The 20,654-nt window shown below is 72.3% G+C and carries 16 protein-coding genes; 12 read left to right on the forward strand and 4 right to left on the reverse strand.

Translation table 11 applies throughout. The annotated features are described in order from the left end of the window. Positions 1-122: 122 nt before the first annotated feature. On the reverse strand, positions 123-1,739 hold the full coding sequence (locus tag ACYVAQ_RS00255) for a long-chain-fatty-acid--CoA ligase (protein WP_460786395.1): 1,617 nt from the start codon (positions 1,737-1,739) through the stop codon (positions 123-125). Positions 1,740-1,831: 92 nt separating this feature from the next. On the opposite strand from ACYVAQ_RS00255, the gene ACYVAQ_RS00260 reads away from it, so the two are divergent. From ACYVAQ_RS00260 to ACYVAQ_RS00270, 3 genes are all read left to right on the forward strand, one after another. Beyond that, complete coding sequence (locus ACYVAQ_RS00260; protein WP_460786396.1) at positions 1,832-5,701, forward strand: Pls/PosA family non-ribosomal peptide synthetase; 3,870 nt, start codon at positions 1,832-1,834, stop codon at positions 5,699-5,701. Continuing rightward, a complete protein-coding gene (locus ACYVAQ_RS00265) occupies positions 5,701-7,005 on the forward strand; it encodes a M1 family metallopeptidase (RefSeq protein ID WP_460786397.1) in 1,305 nt (434 codons plus the stop codon). Before ACYVAQ_RS00260 ends, ACYVAQ_RS00265 begins: the two co-directional genes overlap by 1 nt. Positions 7,006-7,137: 132 nt before the next feature. Continuing rightward, positions 7,138-7,929 carry a DUF2127 domain-containing protein gene (locus ACYVAQ_RS00270; protein WP_460786399.1) on the forward strand — a complete coding sequence of 264 codons (792 nt, stop codon included), beginning with the start codon at positions 7,138-7,140 and terminating at the stop codon, positions 7,927-7,929. Here the strand turns inward: ACYVAQ_RS00270 and ACYVAQ_RS00275 are convergent, their stop codons facing one another. Both ACYVAQ_RS00275 and ACYVAQ_RS00280 read right to left on the reverse strand, forming a co-directional pair. Further along, the gene (locus tag ACYVAQ_RS00275; RefSeq protein WP_460786400.1) at positions 7,930-8,574 is read right to left on the reverse strand and encodes an HAD family hydrolase; all 645 of its coding nucleotides are present in this window, start codon (positions 8,572-8,574) and stop codon (positions 7,930-7,932) included. Further along, positions 8,565-9,854 carry a citrate synthase gene (locus tag ACYVAQ_RS00280; protein WP_460786401.1) on the reverse strand — a complete coding sequence of 430 codons (1,290 nt, stop codon included), beginning with the start codon at positions 9,852-9,854 and terminating at the stop codon, positions 8,565-8,567. Before ACYVAQ_RS00280 ends, ACYVAQ_RS00275 begins: the two co-directional genes overlap by 10 nt. A gap of 244 nt (positions 9,855-10,098) precedes the next feature. Here ACYVAQ_RS00280 and rplM point away from each other — a divergent pair, with 244 nt between their 5' ends. The 3 genes from rplM to glmM all read left to right on the forward strand — a co-directional run bounded on the left by rplM (position 10,099) and on the right by glmM (position 12,522). Then, complete coding sequence (rplM, locus tag ACYVAQ_RS00285; protein WP_460786403.1) at positions 10,099-10,542, forward strand: 50S ribosomal protein L13; 444 nt, start codon at positions 10,099-10,101, stop codon at positions 10,540-10,542. Between the two features lie 21 nt (positions 10,543-10,563). Beyond that, positions 10,564-11,064 (forward strand): 30S ribosomal protein S9, encoded by a 501-nt coding sequence (gene rpsI / locus ACYVAQ_RS00290; RefSeq protein WP_460786404.1) that lies wholly within the window; start codon positions 10,564-10,566, stop codon positions 11,062-11,064. 96 nt (positions 11,065-11,160) lie between these two features. Next, a complete protein-coding gene (glmM, locus tag ACYVAQ_RS00295) occupies positions 11,161-12,522 on the forward strand; it encodes a phosphoglucosamine mutase (protein WP_460786405.1) in 1,362 nt (453 codons plus the stop codon). Positions 12,523-12,627: 105 nt separating this feature from the next. On the opposite strand, the gene coaA is transcribed toward glmM, so the two are convergent. Beyond that, a complete protein-coding gene (gene coaA / locus ACYVAQ_RS00300) occupies positions 12,628-13,599 on the reverse strand; it encodes a type I pantothenate kinase (RefSeq protein WP_460786406.1) in 972 nt (323 codons plus the stop codon). Positions 13,600-13,675: 76 nt separating this feature from the next. Here coaA and glmS point away from each other — a divergent pair, with 76 nt between their 5' ends. The 6 genes from glmS (at position 13,676) to tsaE (ending at position 20,654) form a co-directional block, all read left to right on the forward strand. Then, a complete protein-coding gene (glmS, locus tag ACYVAQ_RS00305; protein ID WP_460786407.1) occupies positions 13,676-15,520 on the forward strand; it encodes a glutamine--fructose-6-phosphate transaminase (isomerizing) in 1,845 nt (614 codons plus the stop codon). A gap of 41 nt (positions 15,521-15,561) precedes the next feature. Beyond that, positions 15,562-15,915, forward strand: a complete 354-nt coding sequence (locus ACYVAQ_RS00310) for a holo-ACP synthase (protein ID WP_460786408.1) — start codon at positions 15,562-15,564, stop codon at positions 15,913-15,915. A gap of 119 nt (positions 15,916-16,034) precedes the next feature. After that, a complete protein-coding gene (locus tag ACYVAQ_RS00315) occupies positions 16,035-17,462 on the forward strand; it encodes an NAD(P)H-hydrate dehydratase (protein WP_460786410.1) in 1,428 nt (475 codons plus the stop codon). Next, a complete protein-coding gene (gene alr / locus ACYVAQ_RS00320; RefSeq protein WP_460786411.1) occupies positions 17,459-18,649 on the forward strand; it encodes an alanine racemase in 1,191 nt (396 codons plus the stop codon). Before ACYVAQ_RS00315 ends, alr begins: the two co-directional genes overlap by 4 nt. Continuing rightward, positions 18,646-19,725 (forward strand): alpha/beta fold hydrolase, encoded by a 1,080-nt coding sequence (locus ACYVAQ_RS00325; protein ID WP_460786412.1) that lies wholly within the window; start codon positions 18,646-18,648, stop codon positions 19,723-19,725. Before alr ends, ACYVAQ_RS00325 begins: the two co-directional genes overlap by 4 nt. After that, entirely contained in the window at positions 19,722-20,654 is a 933-nt protein-coding gene (tsaE, locus tag ACYVAQ_RS00330; RefSeq protein WP_460786413.1) for a tRNA (adenosine(37)-N6)-threonylcarbamoyltransferase complex ATPase subunit type 1 TsaE, read from the forward strand. Before ACYVAQ_RS00325 ends, tsaE begins: the two co-directional genes overlap by 4 nt.

Below are 20,654 nucleotides of genomic sequence, written 5' to 3' on the forward strand. Positions count from 1 at the left end.
GTCGCTCGCGAACCTGTGCCGATGCTGAGTCCGCGCAGGGGGTTCCCTAAGAGCCGAGTTCAGGCTTCTGGTCGACCGAAACCCGGGCTTCGGTCGACCACGAGCCTGAACTCGGCGATGGGTCAGACCTGGCGCTGCTGCGCCTCCCAGTAGGGCTTGCGCAGGTCCTTCTTCAGGATCTTGCCGGTGGGGTTGCGGGGGAGCGCCGCCACGACGTCCACCGTCTTCGGGCACTTGAAGTGGGCCAGCCGCTCCCGGCAGAACTCCACGAGCTCCATCTCGCTGGCCTCGGTGCCGGGCTTGAGCGCCACGACGGCCTTCACCGACTCACCCCACGTCGGGTCCGGTACGCCGATGACGGCGACCTCCGCCACCGCCGGGTGCTCGGCCAGCACCCGCTCCACCTCGGGCGAGTACACGTTCTCGCCGCCGGTGATGATCATGTCCTTGAGCCGGTCGGAGACGTAGAGGTAGCCGTCGGCGTCGAGGTGGCCGATGTCGCCGGTGCGGAACCAGCGGTCCTCGGTGATGACCTCGGCGGTGGCCTCGGGCTTGCCCAGGTAGCCCTTCATCAGCTGCGGCGTGCGCAGCCAGACCTCGCCGGCCTCGCCGGTGGGCAGGTCCCGCAGGGTGGCCGGGTCGACGACGCGGACCTCGCACTCGGGCAGCGGCTGCCCGGCCGACAGCAGCCGCTCCGGGCGGTCACCCGCCACGGCGGTCCGGTGGTCCTCGGCGAGCAGCTCGGTGGCCACGCCGGACACCTCGGTCAGCCCGTAGACCTGGATGAAGTCGGTGCCGGGCCAGGCCTGCATGGCGGCGCGCAGCAGCGGCGGCGGCATGGGCGCAGCGCCGTACGTGTAGGACTTCAGGGCACCGAACAGCCTGACCGCGTCGCCGCCGGCACCCAGCACCTGCGCGAGCACCGCGGGCACCAGGAAGGTGCGGTTGGCGCCGGCCATGATCGCCCCGGCCAGCGAGGCCGCGTCGGGCTCGCGGGTCATGATCGACGGGACGCCGTCATTGATCCCGAACAGCACGTACGACGAGCCGCCCACGTGGAACAGCGGCATCGAGACCATCGACTTGTCGCCCGGGTCGAACGCCCAGCCGTGGTGGGCGTTGCGCGTGTGGCTGACCATGTTGTCGTGGGTCAGCATGACGCCCTTCGGGCGGCCCGTGGTGCCCGAGGAGTACATCACCAGGCAGGTGTCGTGCGGGTCGGCGACCGACGCTGCCGTCTCCGGCGAGACGCCGGCGAGAAACGCCTCGTACCTGCACCCGTCGGCCCCGTCCGGCGTCACGTCGAGCACCTGCTGCACGGCCGGCAGCCGGTCGCGCACCGCCGCGATCGAGGGCACCAGCTCGGTCCCCACGAAGAGCACCTTCGCGCCGCAGTCGTTGACGGCGTACTCCACCTCGTCGGGGCTCGAGCGCCAGTTGATGATCGCGTTGGCCGCGCCGAGGTAGCCGGCCGCCATCGAGATCTCCACGCACGCCGGGTGGTTCTTGTCGAGGAAGGACACCACGTCGCCGCGGCCGATCCCCAGCGCACGGAGCCCGGCCACCGCACGCCGGATCCGCTCACCCCACTGCGCCCAGGTCCACGTGCGACCCAGGTAGGTCATGGCCTCCGCGCCGGGCGTGGCCTCGGCCCAGTGCAGCGCCCGGTCCGACATCAGCCGGGGCGGGGGCGGGTTGCCGAAGGGGACGGTGGCAGCCGGGGCCGAGGTGGTGGTCACGAGCCGATTGTGGCCCACGCCACATCGTGTTGTCGCGGGTCGCTGCGGCTCCCCGTCGCCCTCCGTTCACCTCGGTCGAGTTGGATGCTCACGTGTCATCACCGCTGTTGCGCGCCGCCGAGGCGCCCGCGCCCCGCACCCTGGTCGACATCTTCCGGGCGACGGTCGCGCAGCACCCCGACGCGATGGCGCTGGACAGCGGTGCCGACGCGGTGACCTACGCCGAGTTCACCGAGGCGGCCGAGGCCGTGGCCGGCGAGCTCGCGGAGCTCGGGATCGGCCGCGGCGACCGCGTCGGCGTACGGCTGCCGTCGGGGACGACGGACCTGTACGTCGCGATCATGGGCGTGCTGTTCGCCGGGGCGGCGTACGTCCCGGTCGACGCCGACGACCCCGAGGAACGCGCCCGGCTCGTCTTCGGGGAGGCGGACGTCGCCGCGCTGATCACCGCGGGCCTCGCCATCGAGGTGCGCTCCGCGGAAGGGCGCGAGCCCCGCACCGAGGTGGACGCGCCGGGCCTCGACGACGACGCCTGGGTCATCTTCACCTCCGGCTCCACCGGTACGCCGAAGGGCGTGGCCGTCCGGCACCGCAACGCGGGCGCCTTCGTGGACGCCGAGTCGCAGATGTTCCTCGTCGACGCCCCGGTCGGACCGGGCGACCGGGTGATGGCCGGCCTGTCCGTCGCCTTCGACGCGAGCTGCGAGGAGATGTGGCTGGCATGGCGGTACGGCGCCTGCCTGGTGCCCGCGCCCCGAACCCTGGTGCGCTCCGGCGTGGACGTCGGCCCGTGGCTGGCCGCCAACGAGATCACCGTCGTCTCGACGGTCCCGACCCTGATCAGCCTGTGGCCGGACGAGGCCATCGACCGGGTGCGGCTGCTCATCCTCGGCGGCGAGGCGCTGCCGCCCGAGCTCGCAGTCCGCCTGGTCCGGCCGGGCCGCGAGGTCTGGAACACCTACGGCCCCACCGAGGCGACCGTCGTCGCGTGCGGAGCCCTCGTCGACGCCACCGGTCCGGTCCGGATCGGGCTGCCGCTCGCCGGGTGGGACCTCGAGGTCGTCGACGCGGACGGTCGTCCCGTCGCCGACGGCGAGCGCGGCGAGCTGATCATCGGCGGCGTCGGCCTGGCCCGCTACCTCGACCCGGCCAAGGACGCCGAGAAGTACGCCCCGATGCCGACCCTCGGCTGGGAGCGCGCCTACCGCTCCGGCGACATCGTGGTGAAGGACCCGGCCGGCCTGCTGTTCGGCGGCCGTGCCGACGACCAGGTCAAGCTCGGCGGCCGACGGATCGAGCTCGGCGAGATCGACTCGGCGCTGCTCGCGCTGCCCGGCGTGACGGGTGCGGCCGCCGCCGTACGCCGCAGCGCCACCGGCAACCAGCTCCTCGTCGGGTACGTCGCCACGACCGCCGACTTCGACACCACCGCCGCCACCGCCCACCTCCGCGCCACCATGCCGGCCGCGCTGGTGCCACGACTCGCGGTGGTGGACGACATCCCGACCCGCACGTCGGGCAAGGTCGACCGCGACGCCCTGCCCTGGCCGCTGACGACCACGGACCCCGGAGCCGCGGGCTTCCACGGCGTCCAGGCCCGGATCGCGGAGGTGTGGGAGCAGGCCATCGGCGCCGCTCCGACGTCCGCGACCGACGACTTCTTCAACCTCGGTGGCGGCAGCCTGACCGCCGCGCAGGTCGTCACGATGCTGCGCAGCGACCACCCGGAGCTGGTGGTCGCGGACCTCTACGAGCACCCGACCGTCGCCGGGCTGGCCGGCTACCTCGACACTCTCGGCCCGAGCGCGCTCGCCGAGCAGGACCGCTCCGTCGCGCCGATCCCGCTCAAGACCCAGCTCGGCCAGGTGCTGGCCGTGCCGGCGATCCGGCTGCTCGCCGTCCCGCGCCTCGCCACCTGGACCTTCGTCACCGCCCGCGTCGTCCACGACCTGCACGACGCGTCCTGGCTGCCGGCCGCCCCGTGGTGGCTCCTCGCCGTCTCCCTGCTGCTGTTCGTCAGCCCCTGGGGGCGGATCCTGCTCTCCGCCGGCCTGATCCGGCTCGTCCTCAACGGCGTCGGCCCGGGCACCTACCCTCGCGGCGGCAAGGTGCACCTGCGGCTCTGGGCGGCCGAGCGGATCGGCGACGAGCTCGGCGCGACCGGGCTGACGGGCGCGCCGTACATCATCTGGTACGCCCGCCTGCTCGGCGCGAAGATCGGCCGGCACACCGACCTGCACTCCCTGCCGCCGGTCACCGGCCTGCTGAAGGTCGGGCGCGGCGCGTCGATCGAGCCCGAGGTCGACATCTCCGGCCACTGGGTCGACGGCGACACCCTCGTCGTCGGCGAGGTGCGGATCGGTCGCGACGCCCGCGTCGGCACCCGGTCGATGCTCTGCCCGGGCGCCCGGATCGGCGACGAGGCCGAGGTCGCGCCCGGCTCGGCGGTCTTCGGCCAGGTGCCGGCGGGGGAGTTCTGGTCCGGCGCCCCCGCGACGCGTGCCTCCTCGGCAGCCCGTGGCCCGTGGGCGGAACGACCGGCCTCGAGCCGCGCCTGGGTCGCGCTGTACGCCGCCCTCGCCGCCCTGCTCGGGTCGCTGCCCGGCATCGCGGCGGTCGCGGTCGGCGCGATCGCACTGGCCGCGAGCGGGCCGGGCGACGACATCGGCGACCTGGCGCGCACCGCCGCCGTCTGGCTGGTGCCCGGAGCGCTGCTGGGCCTGGTCGTGCTGGCCTGGCTGGTCGTGCTCGTGGTCCGGCTGCTCGGCATGGGGTTGCAGCCCGGCGCGTTCCCGGTGCGCAGCCTGGGCGCCCTGCGGGTGTGGGGCACCATGCGGGTGCTCGACGAGGCCCGGACCTGGCTGTTCCCGCTCTACTCCTCGCAGCTGACCCCGCACTGGCTGCGGCTGCTCGGCGCCCGGATCGGCAAGGACGTCGAGGCATCGACGGTCCTCATGATCCCGAGCCTCACCCAGGTCGGTGCGCAGGCGTTCCTCGCCGACGACACGCTGATCGGCGGCTACGAGCTCGGCGGCGGCTGGCTGCGTGCCGAGCGGGTGAAGGTCGGCAAGCGCGCGTTCGTCGGCAACTCGGCGATGGCCGCGCCCGGCCGCAAGGTGCCCAAGCGCTCGCTGGTGGCGGTGCTGTCGCTCGCCCCGCACCGCAAGGCGACCACCCCGGGTGCGAGCTGGCTCGGCAGCCCGCCGGCCGAGCTCCGGCGTACCGCCCAGGAGTCCGCGGACGAGCGCACCTACGCCCCGCCCACGCGGCTCAAGGTCGCGCGGGCCTGCTGGGAGCTGGCGCGGATCGTCCCGGTCGCCCTCTCGCTCGCCCTGTACGCCGCCGTGGTGCTCGCCGCCCTCGCCGGGGCCTATCGCCACGGGTTCGCGGGGGCCGTGCTCGCCCTCGTCGCCCTCGGCCTCGCGCTGGTGCTGGCGGGGATCGCCGCGTCCGGCTCCGCGGTGCTCGCCAAGTGGCTGCTGGTCGGCCGGGTCCGCGAGGGCCGGCACCCGCTCTGGAGCTCGTTCGTGTGGCGCAACGAGCTGGCCGACACGTTCGTGGAGTCGGTGGCGACGCCGTGGTTCGCGGGCCTGGCGACCGGCTCACCGCTGCTCAACCTGTGGTTCCGCGCGATGGGGGCGCGCATCGGTCGCGGGGTCTGGTGCGAGACCTACTGGCTGCCCGAGCCGGATCTCGTGGACCTGGGTGCCGGGGCGACCGTCAACCAGGGCAGCGTGGTCCAGACGCACCTGTTCCACGACCGGCTGCTCGCCACCGACACGGTGCGCGTGCAGCGCGGGGCGACGCTCGGCCCGAACTCGGTGATCCTGCCTGCCGCCGTCGTCGGCAAGCACGCTACGGTCGGTCCGGTGTCGTTGGTGATGAGAGGCGAGACCGTGCCCGACAAGACCCGCTGGATCGGCAACCCGATCGCGCCCTGGCTGGACCCCGATCTCGACTGATGCTGCCCACCGCTGACGACTACCTGCCCGGGCACGGCGACCGCTCCTTCGCCGTCCACCACTACGACATCGGGGCCGGCTACACCGTCGACGGCAACCGCCTCGACGCCACGGCGACGCTGACGATCGAGACCCTCGAGGTGACCCGCCGGCTCGTGCTCGACCTGGCAGGCCTCAAGGTCGCCAAGGTGCGCCTGGCCGGCGCGCGGCTGAAGAAGTTCAGCCAGCGCTCCGACCGGCTGGTGCTCGACCTGGCCGACGGCGTCCCCGCCGGCACCGAGATCAGCGCGACGATCCGCTACACCGGCCACCCACGCCCGACCATCGACAAGCACCACGGCGACGCGGGATGGGAGGAGCTCGAGGACGGTGTCATCGTCGCCGCCCAGCCGCACGGCTCGCCGACCTGGTTCCCCTGCAACGACCGCCCCGACGACAAGGCGACCTACCGGATCGAGCTGACCGCGCCGGCCGGCTACCACGTGGTCGCCAACGGCGAGCTGACCTCGCGCAAGCGAGGGGGCAGCTACGAGACCTGGGTGTTCGAGATGGACCGGCCCATGGCGACGTACCTCGCCACCGTGCAGATCGGACGGTACGTCGTCCGCGACCACCCCGCGGGCGACCACGACGTCGCGCCGACCCGCACCATCGCCACCCCGGACGCCGACCTGGCCGGGTGCTTCGACCAGCAGCCGGCCATGATGGCCTGCTTCGAGCGGCTCTTCGGCCCGTACCCGTTCACGTCCTACACGGCCGTCGTCACCGCCGACGACCTCGAGATCCCCCTGGAGAGCCAGAGCCTGGCGACCTTCGGCGCGAACTTCTGCACCCCCGAGTGGTCGCACGTGCGCCTGATCGCCCACGAGCTCGCCCACCAGTGGTTCGGCAACGCGGTCACCCTCGCGCGCTGGAAGGACATCTGGCTGCACGAGGGCTTCGCCTGCTACGCCGAGTGGCTCTGGTCGGAGGTCTCCGGCGGTCCGCGCACCACCGAGGAGTGGGCCCGCCACCACCACGAGCGGCTCGCCGCCGACAAGCAGGACCTCGTGCTCGCCGACCCGGGCCCGGCCGACATGTTCGACGACCGCGTCTACAAGCGGGGTGCGCTGACCCTGCACGCGCTGCGCCGCGAGATCGGCGACGAGGAGTTCTTCGACCTGCTCCCCGCCTGGGTCGAGGAGTACGCCGGCCGCTCGGTCACCACCGAGGACTTCCTCTCCTTCGCCACCACCCGCACCGGGGTCGACGTGGGTGCCCTGCTGCGGCCGTGGCTCGACGACACCGCGCTGCCGGAGCTGTAACACGTCGTCTGTCGCTGTAACACGCTGTTCGCCGCTGTTGTGTGTCCGAGTTGCGGTGTAGTACGGCGAAATCTCGTCGTACTACAGCGACGGACAACGTGTTACAGCCGCGCCTCAGGGCATGCTGGCGCCATGCGCACCACCCCCTTCAAGGCCTTCGACTGGAACACCCGCTCGTGCGGGCTCCACGGCCACGTGACCTACCGCCCGACGGACGAGGCACTCGCGGCCCGCCTGCACACCGAGACCGCGGCGGGGGAGGCGTGGCGCTGCCTGCGCTGCGAGGCGTACGTCGTCGGCCCGCCGGCCGCGGCCGGACCGTCCGACGAGGCGCCGATCGTGCTGCGCGGCAAGGCCCTCAAGGACGCGGCGATCCTGCGCGCCCTCGCCGTCGAGCGGGGTGTCCGAGGCCTGCTGCTGGTGATCCTCGCCTACGGCATCCACCGCTTCGACGGCTCGAAGACCTCGCTGCAACAGACCTTCGACACCTACCTGCCGCTGCTCAAGCCGCTCGCCACGAAGCTCGGTATCGACCTGCAGACCACCGGTCCGGTCAAGCTGATCGAGAAGGCGCTCAACGCCCAGCACTCCACGCTCATCTGGGTGATGCTCGGTGTCCTCGCCTATGGCGTCCTCCAGCTCACCGAGGCCACCGGCCTGTGGCTGATGAAGCGCTGGGGTGAGTACGTCGCCGTCATCGGCACCTCGATCTTCATCCCGCTGGAGGTCTACGAGCTGGTCGAAGGCGCGACCTGGCTCAAGGTCGTCGCGTTCCTCGTCAACATCGCGGCCGTGGTCTACCTGGTGTGGTCCAAGCGGCTGTTCGGGGTCCGCGGTGGCCACGCCGCCTTCGAGGCCGAGCGGCACGCCGCGTCGGTGCTGGAGATCGAGCACGCCGCGCTCGCGGACGCCGCCCGGACCTGATCAGACCGGCAGACCGAGGCCCACGAGCTGCCCCCGGAGGGTGGCCGCGTCGGTGAAGACGACCGCGGAGAAGCCCAGCTCCCGTGCGGCTGCGACGTTCGTCGGGCTGTCGTCCACGAAGACCAGCCGCTCCGGCGGCAAGCCCGCCCGACGGGCCGCGATCCGGTAGATCGCCGGCTCGGGCTTGGCGATCCCCTCGCTGCCGGACACCACGACGTCGTCGAGCAGCCCGATCACGTCGTACGTCGCCGGCGCGACCGGGTACAGCTCGTGCGACCAGTTCGTGAGGCCGATCTGCGGCACACCCGCCGTGTGCAGCTGCCGGACCAGCTCGTGCGTCCCGTCGACCGGGCCGGCGAGCGATGCGGGGAAGTGGTCGACGTACGCCTGTCCGTGCGGCAGCCACTGCGGGTGCTCCCGCTCGAGCGCGGCCAGGGCGTCCGCCCACGTGCCGCCCGCGTCGCACACGTGGTTCCAGGCCGCGAAGTCGTAGCCGGCGAGGAACCGCTCGGCCTCGACCGCCCCGACCCCGGCGGCCACGGCACGGGCCGGCTCCCAGCGGATGAGCACGTTGCCGAAATCCCAGACGACCCCCGACACCGAGGTGCCGGGGGTCGTCGAGAACGGTCGAGCGGTCAGGCCCACCGCTCCTCGCGCGGGGTGAACGTGAGGCCGCGGTCGCCGGTGTAGATCTGCTTGGGGCGCGCGATCTTCTGCTCCTTGTCGGTGGTGAGCTCGAGCCACTGCGCCAGCCAGCCCGGCGTACGCCCGATGGCGAAGAGCACGGTGAACATCTCCGGCGGGAACTGCAGCGCCTCGTAGATCAGGCCCGAGTAGAAGTCGACGTTCGGGTAGAGCTTGCGCTTGATGAAGTACTCGTCCTCGAGCGCGATCTTCTCCAGCTCCTTGGCGACGGCCAGGAGCGGGTTGACCCCGGTGACCTCGAAGACGTCGTCGCAGGCCTTCTTGATGATCTTCGCGCGCGGGTCGAAGTTCTTGTAGACGCGGTGGCCGAAGCCCATCAGCCGCTCGTTGCCGGCCTTGACGCCCTCGATGAAGTCGGGGATGTTCTCGACCGTGCCGATCCGGCGCAGCATCTTCAGCACCGCCTCGTTGGCGCCGCCGTGCAGCGGGCCGTAGAGCGCGCCGACACCGGCCGCGACCGCGGAGTACGGGTCGACCTGCGAGGAGCCCACCGAGCGCACCGCGTTGGTCGAGCAGTTCTGCTCGTGGTCGGCGTGCAGGATGAACAGCGTGTCGAGGGCCTTCGCGATGCGCGGGTCGGCCTGGTAGCGGGCCTCGCTCATCTTGAACAGCATCGACAGGAAGTTCTCGGTGTAGGAGAGCTCGTTGTCCGGGTAGATGTACGGCTTGCCCTGCGCGTGCCGGAAGGCCCAGGCGCCGAGCGTCGGCATCTTGGCGATCATCCGGACGATCTGCAGGTGCCGGTTGTCCGGGTCGGCGATGTTGCCCGACTCCGGGTAGAACGTGGAGAGGGCGCCGACGGAGGCCATCAGCATGCCCATCGGGTGGGCGTCGTACCGGAAGCCCTGCATGAAGCCCTTGACGTTCTCGTGCACGTAGGTGTGGTAGGTGATCTCGTGCACCCAGGCCTCGTACTGCTCCTTGGTCGGCAGCTCGCCGTAGATGAGCAGGTACGCGACCTCGAGGAAGGTCGACTTCTCGGCCAGCTGCTCGATGGGGTAGCCCCGGTACTCCAGGATCCCCTTGTCGCCGTCGATGAAGGTGACGGCGCTGCGGCACGAGGCGGTGTTGACGAACCCGGGGTCGTAGGTGGCGATGCCCGGCTGGTCCTCAGCCGTCCTGATCTGGCCCAGGTCGGCGGCGCGGATGGTGCCGTCGACGATCGGGATCTCGTACTCCGCTCCGGTGCGGTTGTCGCGAACGGTGAGAGTTTCAGTCACGCTCGACACCGTAGTCGTCCAGGTCACAAGTCGATAACCCGGTGTCCCGAAGCGTGGCGTCCGGGGACGGCAGCCCTGTGATTTGGCCGGTACGCCGGCACCGCCGTACTCTGCTTGCTGCGTCTCCTGCCGCTCTCACACGTGAGGGCAGTCTCCCAGCCGTCGGCCGGGAGCAGTGTTCGTCAGAAGATGCCTCCGGTCGGATCCCTGACCGGGGTCCGACACGAACGAAATGGGTCTCTCCATGCGTACGTATGCTCCGAAGCCGGCTGACGTCGAGCGTCAGTGGCTCGTGATCGACGCCGAGGATGTCGTCCTCGGTCGTCTCGCCGTCACCGCGGCCAACCTCCTGCGCGGCAAGCACAAGGCGATCTACGCCCCGAACGCCGACACCGGTGACTACGTCATCGTCATCAACGCCGAGAAGGTCGCCCTCTCCGGCAACAAGCGCACCGACAAGATGGTCTACCGCCACTCGGGCTACCCGGGCGGCCTCACGTCCACCCCGATCGGCGAGATCCTCGACAAGGACGCGCGCAAGGCCATCGAGAAGGCCGTCTGGGGCATGCTGCCCAAGAACCGTCTCGGTCGTCAGATCATCAAGAAGCTGAAGGTCTACTCCGGCCCGGCCCACCCGCACCAGGCCCAGCAGGCCGTTCCGTTCGAGATCAAGCAGATCTCCCAGTAATCGACTTCGAGGATCAGACACATGACTGAGAACACCACCGAGGTCGAGGAGACCTTCGAGACCGACGAGCAGGGCCTCGCCTACACCAGCGAGTCGTCCCCGTCCGTCGACACCCCGTCGCGTCCCGCGACCATCGCCCCGGGTGCTGCGACCGGCCGCCGCAAGGAGGCCGTCGCCCGCGTCCGCATCGTCCCCGGCACCGGCGTCTGGACCATCAACGGCCGGACCATCGAGGACTACTTCCCGAACAAGCTGCACCAGCAGGTCGTCAACGAGCCGTTCGCGGCTCTCGGCCTCGAGGGCCGCTTCGACGTGATCGCCCGCATCCACGGTGGCGGCATCACCGGCCAGGCCGGCGCGCTGCGTCTCGGCGTGGCCCGCTCGCTCAACGAGATCGACGTCGAGGGCTACCGTCCGACGCTGAAGAAGGCCGGTCTGCTGACCCGCGACGCCCGTGCGACCGAGCGCAAGAAGGCCGGTCTCAAGAAGGCCCGCAAGGCTCCGCAGTACTCGAAGCGCTGATCGTCCCTCCGGGACCTTCACGACAAGGGCCACCTCCGTTCGCGGTGGTGGCCCTTGTGCTTGGCTGACACTTCCACGACCGCACGAGGGGAACCTGTGACGCGCATCTTCGGCACCGACGGCGTCCGCGGCCTCGCCAACGGCGAGCTGACCGCCGAGCTCGCACTCGGGCTGGGGGTGGCGGCCGCACGCGTGCTCGTCGAGCACTCCGCCGAGGGTCGCCGACCCCTGGCCGTCGTCGGCCGCGACACCCGCATCTCGGGCCAGTTCCTCGAGCACGCCGTCGTGGCGGGCCTCGCGTCGGCCGGTGTCGACGTGCTCCGGCTGCGGGTGCTGCCCACGCCCGGGGTGGCCTACCTGACCGACGAGCTGCAGGCCGACCTCGGCGTCGTCATCAGCGCCTCGCACAACCCGATGCCCGACAACGGCATCAAGTTCCTGGCACGCGGCGGCGTCAAGCTCGACGACGCGCTCGAGGACGAGATCGAGGCGCACCTCGACCAGGAGTGGGACCGGCCGACCGGTAGCGCGGTCGGCACCGTGGCGCCGTACGGCCCCTCGGCCGAGCGGTACGCCGAGCACCTGCTCGCCACCCTCGACGACCCGACCGGCCGGCCGCTCGCGGGCCTGCGGGTGGTCCTGGACTGCGCGCACGGCGCCGCCAGCGTCGTCGGGCCGAAGGTGCTGGAGGCGGCCGGGGCCGAGGTCGTCGCGATCGGCGCCGCGCCGGACGGGCTGAACATCAACGACGGCTACGGGTCCACGCACCTGGAGCCGCTGCGGGCCGCCGTGCTGGAGCACGGCGCCGACGTGGGCATCGCGGTCGACGGCGACGCCGACCGCTGCCTGGCGGTCGACCACACCGGTGAGCTCGTCGACGGCGACCAGGTCATGGCGATCCTGGCGATCGCGCTCAAGGAGCGGGGGCTCCTGGTCGGCGACACGCTCGTGGCGACCGTGATGAGCAACCTGGGCATGATCCAGGCGCTCGACGCGGCCGGCGTGAAGGTCGAGCAGGCCGCGGTCGGCGACCGCTACGTCCTCGAGGCGATGCGCGCCGGCGGGTTCAACCTGGGCGGGGAGCAGTCCGGCCACGTGATCCTCCGCGACCACGCCACGACCGGCGACGGCCTGCTGACCGCCCTGCACGTGCTGCAGCGGATGGTGGCGACCGGACGCACCCTGCGCGACTTGGCCTCGGTGATGACCCGCCTGCCGCAGGTGCTGGTCAACGTGTCCGGGGTCGACAAGGGGCGCTGCGCCTCCGACGAGGCCCTCGCCGCCGCTGTGGGCGAGGCCGAGGCGTCGCTGGGCGGTCGGGGCCGGGTCCTGCTGCGCCCCTCCGGCACCGAGCCGCTGGTGCGGGTCATGGTGGAGGCCCCCACGGCCGAGCAGGCGCAGTCGGTCGCCGACGACCTCGCGCTGGTCGTCCGGGAACGACTGTCGTTGGTTGAGTAGCCGCGAGCGCTAGCGAGCGGCGTATCGAAACCAACGGCCGACGTCACTGGTTTCGATACGCCGCTCGCTCGTTCCTCGCTCGGGCTACTCAACCAGCGACTGGCTTCAAATCTTCCGGACCCGGACGTAGCGGACGGAGTGGTCGGACTCCTTGCGGAGGACCAGCCGGGCCCGGGAGCGGGTCGGCAGCACGTTCTGCTCCAGGTTGGGACCGTTGATCGTGTCCCAGATCCGCCGCGCCTCGTCGACCGAGGTGTCGTGGGAGAGGGCGGCGTACTTGGCGAAGTAGGAGTTGGGGTCGCGGAAGGCCGTCTCGCGCAGCCGCAGGAAGCGGTCGACGTACCACTCGCGGATGTCGGGGACCGCGGCGTCGACGAAGATCGAGAAGTCGAAGAAGTCCGAGATCGCCAGGCCGGTCCGGCCGTCCTCGCGCACGCGCGCCGGCTGCAGCACGTTGAGGCCCTCGACGATGACGATGTCGGGGCTCTGGATGGTGATCCTCTGGTCCGGGACGACGTCGTAGACCAGGTGGCTGTAGACCGGCGCCTCGACCTCCTCCTTGCCCGACTTGATGTCGACGACGAACTTCATCAGCGCGCGGCGGTCGTAGGACTCCGGGAAGCCCTTGCGCTCCATCAGACCGCGCTTGGCGAGCTCCGCGTTGGGGAGCAGGAAGCCGTCGGTCGTGACGAGGGCGACCTTGGGGTGCTCGGGCCAGCGCGCGAGCATCTGCTGCAGGACGCGCGCGGCCGTCGACTTGCCGGCCGCGACCGAGCCGGCCAGCCCGATCACGAACGGGGTGCGTACCCCGGCGTGGCCGTGCAGGAAGGACTGCTGCTCGCGGTACAGGCTGCCCGCGGCCTCGACGTACAGGCTGAGCATGCGGGAGAGCGGCAGGTAGACCTCGACGATCTCGCGCAGGTCGATCGCCTCGCCCAGACCGCGCAGCTTGGTGAGCTCCTCGGCCGTGATGGGGCTCTCCGTCTCGTGCGCGAGCGCGGCCCAGGTGGCGCGGTCGAGCTCGAGGTACGGCGAGGCCTCGCGGGGCTGCTCGCCGGCCGGGATGCCGGTCGACATGGCGAAGATTGTTCCAGGGCGCTGCTCTGACGTGGCGGCGGGTCCCTGCGAGGGCGAGCCTCTACAGTTGGCGATCATGTGCGGCATCGTCGGGTACGTCGGAGGTCAGCAGGCCCGTGACGTCGTGATCGGCGGCCTGCGCCGGCTGGAGTACCGGGGCTACGACTCGGCCGGCATCGCCGTGGTCGCGGACGGTGCGCTGTCCGTCGCGAAGCGGGCCGGGAAGCTCGGCAACCTGGAGAAGGCGCTCGACGAGCACCCGCTCCCGCCGGCGACGCTCGGCATCGGGCACACCCGCTGGGCGACCCACGGCCGCCCGTCGGACGCCAACGCGCACCCGCACACCGGTGGCGCAGGCCGGGTGGCCGTGGTCCACAACGGCATCATCGAGAACTTCCACGAGCTGCGCGGCCGGATCGAGGCCGACGACCACGTCTTCCTCTCCGACACCGACACCGAGATCGCCGCCCACCTGATCGAGCTGCAGGTCGAGTCGGGCGTGGACCTGCCGACGGCGATGCAGCGGGTCTGCCAGCAGCTGGACGGCGCGTTCACGCTGGTGGCCGTCGACGCGGAGGACCCCGAGCGGGTGGTGGCCGCACGCCGCAACTCGCCGCTCGTCGTTGGGCTGGGGGAGGGCGAGAACTTCCTCGGCTCGGACGTGGCGGCGTTCATCGACCACACGCGTGAGGCGCTGGAGCTCGGGCAGGACCAGATCGTCGTGCTCACGCGGGACGGGGTGCACGTCACCGACTTCTTCGGCCGGCCGGCCGAGGCGACCCGCTTCCACGTCGACTGGGACCTCTCGGCCGCCGAGAAGGACGGCCACGACTGGTTCATGCGCAAGGAGATCTTCGAGCAGCCGCGAGCGGTGGCCGACTCGCTGATCGGCCGACGCGGCGTCGGCGGGCTGCTCCAGCTCGACGAGATGCGCCTGGCCGACCAGGAGATCCGCGACCTCGACAAGATCATCATCATCGCGTGCGGGACCTCCTTCTACGCCGGCATGGTCGCCAAGTACGCCATCGAGCACTGGACGCGTACGCCGGTCGAGGTCGAGCTCGCCTCGGAGTTCCGCTACCGCGACCCGATCATCGACGCCACCACCCTGGTCGTGGCGATCTCGCAGTCGGGGGAGACCGCCGACACGCTGCAGGCGATCCGCCACGCCCGCTCGCAGCGCGCGAAGGTGCTCGCGATCTGCAACACGAACGGGTCCTCGATCCCGCGGGAGTCCGACGCGGTGATCTACACCCACGCGGGCCCGGAGATCGGCGTGGCGTCGACCAAGGGCTTCCTCACCCAGCTGATCGCCTGCTACCTGCTCGCGCTCTACGTCGCGCAGACCAAGGGCACCCGGTTCGGCGACGAGATCGCCGAGATCATGCAGCAGCTCGAGGACATGCCGGCCAAGATCGAGCAGGTGCTCGACCGCGCCGAGCTCGTCTACCGGCTCGCGCGCGACCACGTCGGCAACCGGTCGGTGCTCTTCCTCGGGCGGCACGCCGGCTACCCGGTCGCCCTCGAGGGTGCGCTCAAGCTCAAGGAGCTGGCCTACCTGCACGCGGAGGGGTTCGCCGCGGGCGAGCTCAAGCACGGCCCGATCGCGCTCGTCGACGAGGGTCTGCCGGTGCTGTGCGTCGTACCTCCTCGAGGGCGGGACCAGCTGCACGAGAAGATGCTCAGCGGCATCCAGGAGGTCCGGGCGCGCGGGGCCCGCACGCTGTGCCTGGCCGAGGAGGGCGACACCTCCATCCAGCCGTACGCCGACGAGCTGATCCCGCTGCCGAAGGTGCCGGTGCTGCTGCAGCCGCTGGTGGCGATCGTGCCGCTGCAGCTGTTCGCGTGCGAGCTGGCGACCGCGCTGGGCCACGACGTCGACCAGCCCCGGAACCTGGCCAAGTCGGTCACCGTCGAGTGAATCTCGACAGGCTCGATCACCGGATGGGGGCCGATCACCGGATGGGAATCATCGGCATCGGCGTGGACGTCTGCGACGTCGAGCGCTTCCGGACGGCGCTGGAGCGCACCCCGTCGCTGGGCCGCAAGCTGTTCGTCGGGGGCGAGGTCGGCCTGCCGGTCGAGTCGCTCGCGGCCCGCTTCGCCGCCAAGGAGGCCGTCGCCAAGGCCCTCGGTGCGCCGGCCGGGATGGCCTGGCACGACTGCGAGGTCGTGGTGCTGCCGTCCGGCCGCCCGACGCTCGAGCTGCGCGGGACCGTGCGCGCCGTCGCGGACGGCCTGGGCGTGCGGTCCGCGCACCTCTCGCTCTCCCACGACGCGGGCGTGGCGACGGCCATGGTGGTCCTCGAGTCCTGACCCGTCGAGTCGGCCCTCCCCGACCGTCGAGTCGGCCCTCCCCGACCGTCGAGTCGGCCCTCCCGGACGGCCGAGTCGGCCGTCCGGGAGGGCCGACTCAACCCGCTACCGTGGGACGCGTGATCCGCGCCCACACCGTCGAGCAGGTCCGGGCCGCGGAGGCGGCCCTGATGGCGACGCTGCCCGACGGCACGCTGATGCAGCGCGCGGCCGCGGGCCTCGCGACGGCCGTCGCCGACTTCCTCGGTGGCGTGTCCGGGCGGCGGGTCCTCCTCCTGGTCGGCAGCGGTGACAACGGCGGCGACGCCCTCTACGCCGGTGCGCGCCTCGCCCGCCGCGGAGCCCGGGTGGATGCCTGGCTGCTGTCGCCGAACGCCCACCCCGGGGGTGTGGCCGAGCTGCGCGCCGCCGGCGGGCGCACGTCGTACCTGACCAACGCGTTGGTTCCCGCGCCCGAACCCAACGCGTTGGTCAGGTACGACGTCGTGGTGGACGGCATCGTGGGCATCGGCGGCCGCCCCGGCCTCCGCCCGGACGCCCAGCAGGCCCTCGAGGGGCTGAGCGGCATCCCCGTCGTGGCCGTGGACGTGCCGTCCGGCGTCGGGGTGGACGACGGCAGCGCGCGCGAGCCCCACGTCACCGCCGACCTCACCGTCACCTTCGGGACCCACAAGATCGCCCACCTCGTCGACCCCGCGGCACAGGCGTGCGGGGCGATCCAGCTCGTCGACATCGGCCTCGACGAGCACCTGCCCCCAGCCCCGGTCGAGGCGTTCCAGCAGGCCGACGTCGCGCGCCTGGTCCCGACCCCGACGCCGGACGCCCACAAGTACACGCGCGGCGTGGTCGGCGTGCGGGCCGGCTCCGGCACGTTCCCGGGCGCGGCGCTGCTCAGCGTCGCCGGCGCGAGCTGCGGTCTCGCCGGCATGGTCCGGTACGTCGGCGATCCGATCCCCACGAGCCTGGTCCATCAGCAGCACCCCGAGGTGGTCGGCGACGGCCGGGTGCAGGCGTGGGTCGTCGGCTCGGGCAGCGCGGCAGGCGCGGAGCGACACCTGGTCGAGGCGATCCACGACAACGTCCCCCTGGTCGTCGACGCCGATGCGATCCGGCACGCCGACCGCGTCCGCGGCCGGTTCGCCGTCCTCACCCCGCACGCCGGCGAGCTCGCCGCGCTGCTCGACATCCCGCGCGCCGACATCGAGTCCGAGCCGCTGACCTACGCCCGTCGTACCGCCCAGGAGCGCGGCGCCGTGGTGCTCCTCAAGGGCCGCCGCACCGTCATCGCCCGCCCCGACGGCCGCGCCCGCGTCACCACCAGCGGCACGCCCTGGCTGGCCACCGCCGGCGCGGGCGACGTGCTGGGCGGCCTGATCGGCAGCCTCCTCGCCACCGGCCTCGATCCCTACGACGCCGCCTCGGTCGGCTCGTGGCTGCACGGAGCCGCCGCCACGCTCGCCGCCGGCAGCGGGCCGATCGTCGCGGGCGACGTCGCCCGAGCCCTACCGCGCCTCATCGGCCGGGTCCTGGGAGAATCGACTGCATGACCGCGCCCGCCGACGCCAGACCTGCCCTGGGCGCGGGCTGGATCGAGGTCGACCTCGCCGCGATCCGGCGCAACGCCGAGATCCTCCGCGCGACGACGCAGACCCGGCTCATCGCGGTCGTGAAGGCCGACGGCTACGGGCACGGCATGGTCGCGTCCGCCCGCGCCGCGAAGCAGGGCGGTGCCGAGTGGCTCGCGACGGCGACCGTCGAGGAGGCGGTCGCGCTCCGGTCCGCCGGACTCGCAGGCCCGATCCTGTGCTGGCTCACCGTCCCCGGCACCGATCTCGCTCCGGCCCTCGAGGCCGACATCGACCTGACCGCCTACAGCGTGGCGGAGCTCGACGAGATCGCGTCGACCGTCGCGTGGCTGGACGGGCTCGACCGGCGTACGCCGAGGGTCCAGCTCAAGGTCGACACCGGGCTGTCCCGCGGCGGTGCGCCCCGGAGCGCCTGGCCCGAGCTCTTCGCCCACGCGGCCCGGGGCGAGCGCGAGCAGCGGTGGCGCATCACCGGCATCTGGTCGCACTTCTCCAGCTCCGACGAGCCGGACGACCCGGCCAACGACGCGCAGGAGGCCCGCTTCCGCGAGGCGCTCGCCCTGGCCGAGGCGGCCGGCCTCACCCCTGAGGTCCGCCACCTCGCCAACTCCGCGGCCGCCATCCTGCGCCCGAGCAGCCGCTTCGACGCGGTCCGCTGCGGCATCGCCGTCTACGGCCTGGACCCCGCGCCCGGCCACACCCCCGACCTCGGCCTGGTGCCGGCGATGACGGCCCGCGCGGGTCTCGCCATGGTCAAGGACCTCGCGCCCGGCGACGCCGTCTCCTACGGCCGGATCTGGGTCGCCGACCACCCGACCACGGTCGGCCTGGTCCCGGTCGGGTACGGCGACGGCATCCCTCGTCACGCCTCCTCCCCGGACCCCTCGACGAGCGCCTCGGTGGCCGTCGACGGCAAGCTCCGACCCATCCGTGGCCGGGTCTGCATGGACCAGTTCGTCGTCGACCTCGGCGGCGACCGGCCGGCTCTCGGCACCGACGTGCTCCTCTTCGGGCCCCCGTCGCTCGGCGGACCCACGGCCCAGGACTGGGCGGAGGCGTGCGGCACCATCAACTACGAGATCGTCACGAGGATCGGAGGGCGGATGGCCCGCACCTACGTCGACTCCGCGCCGATGGAGGAGTCATGAGCACCCGCCACCGCATCCTCGGCTCCGTCGCCGGCGCGCTCGGCATCGCCGCCGCCGGCACCGCCATCAACATCGCGCGCCAGCAGCGGCAGATCAGCCACCGGGCCGGCGAACGCGTGGCGTTCGGGACGCTGCACTCCGACCCGATCATGGTGATGGCCGACGACGGCGTACCCCTCCACGTCGAGATCGACGAGGTCGAGCAGCCCTCCGGCGGCCGGTTCTTCGGCAGGAAGCCGCTCGGCGGCGTGACGATCGTGTTCGTCCACGGCTACTGCCTGAACCTGGACTGCTGGCACTTCCAGCGGGCGGCGTACCGCAACCTGGTCCGGGCTGTCTACTACGACCAGCGCTCGCACGGCCGCTCCGGCGACAGCAGCCGGGAGAACTGCACGATCGACCAGCTCGGCCGCGACCTCAAGACCGTGATCGAGACGGCCGCCCCGGACGGACCGGTCGTCCTCGTGGGGCACTCCATGGGCGGGATGTCGATCGTGGCGCTGACCGAGCAGTTCCCCGAGATGATCGGCACCAAGGTGATCGGCGTCGGCCTGATCTCGACCACCGCCGGCGGCCTCGACGTCGGCCGGATCCTGTTGCCGATGGTGCCCGCCCGGCTCGGTCGGCCCTTCGCCAGCGGTGCGGTGCGCACGCTGCGGGCCGGTCACCGCGCGGTCGACGTGCTGCGCCGGCTCGGCAGCAACGTCGCCACGGTCGTCACCGACACCTTCGCGTTCGGCGACGAGGTGCCCTACGGGTACGTCGAGTTCGTCGACTCCATGCTCTCCGCGACCCCGTTCGAGACGGTCGCCGAGTTCTTCCCGAACTTCGCCTCCCTCGACAAGTTCGACTTCATGGAGCAGCTCGGCACGATCCCGACCTCGATCATCTGCGGCACCCGCGACCGGCTCACCTCCATCGGGCACTCGCGCAAGCTGCACTCCCGGATCCCGGGCTCCAACCTGCTCGAGTGCGAGGGCGCGGGTCACATGGTGATCCTCGAGCGGCACGAGCTGGTGAACGCCGAGCTCGACCAGCTCATCACCGCCGCCACCGAGGGAGCCGCGCGCCGGTGACCGAGGTCGTCGTCGAGGTGGTCGGGCCGACCGCCGCTCCCGAGGTGCTGTCCGTCGTGCAGGCGGCGTTCGCCGCGCGCGCTCCGCTCGACCCGCCGGCCGACGCGCTCTCCGAGACCGAGGCCACGATGGCCGGCCACCTGACCTCCGACGGGGGCCTGCTGGCGCGGGTCGACGGCGCACCGGTCGGTGCGCTGGTCTTCGACCGGGTCCCCGAGGACGACGCGCTCTACCTGCGGCGCGTCGGCGTGGTGCCCGGCGCCCAGGGGCACGGGGTCGCGCACGCCATGGTCGCCGCGGCGCTGCGGGAGGCGGCAGCGCGCGGCTTCGACCGGGTGGCACTGCTCGCCCGCCAGGAGCTGCCCGCGACGATCGGCTTCTGGCGCGATGCCGGCTTCACCGAGACGCACCGGAGCGCGCCGTACGTCCACTTCGCCCGCAGCACCCCGCGGAGCGTGACCGTCGCGACGGCCGACGAGATGCGCGACCTGGGCGAGCGTCTCGCCCCGCACCTCCGGGCCGGGGACGTGCTGGTCCTCAGCGGCGAGCTGGGAGCCGGCAAGACCACGTTCACCCAGGGCCTGGGCGCCGGGCTGGGCGTGCGCGGCGGCGTCACCTCGCCCACCTTCGTCATCGCCCGGGTCCACCCCAACCTGGCCGACGGGCCGGCGCTGGTGCACGTCGACGCGTACCGCCTCGGGGGCGCTCCCGAGCTCGACGACCTCGACCTGGACGCCGACCTCGACGCCGCCGTCACCGTCGTCGAGTGGGGGAGCGGGCTCGCCGAGGCGCTCACCGACTCGCCGCTCGAGATCCGCATCGAGCGGGCCGTCGCCGCGCCCGACGTCGACCCGGAGGACGACCCCCGTGTCGTGGTCCTGGCGCCCATCGGCCCGGCCTGGTTGGGCCGTCCGCCCCTCCTGGCCTAA

Source organism: Nocardioides maradonensis (assembly GCF_054777115.1).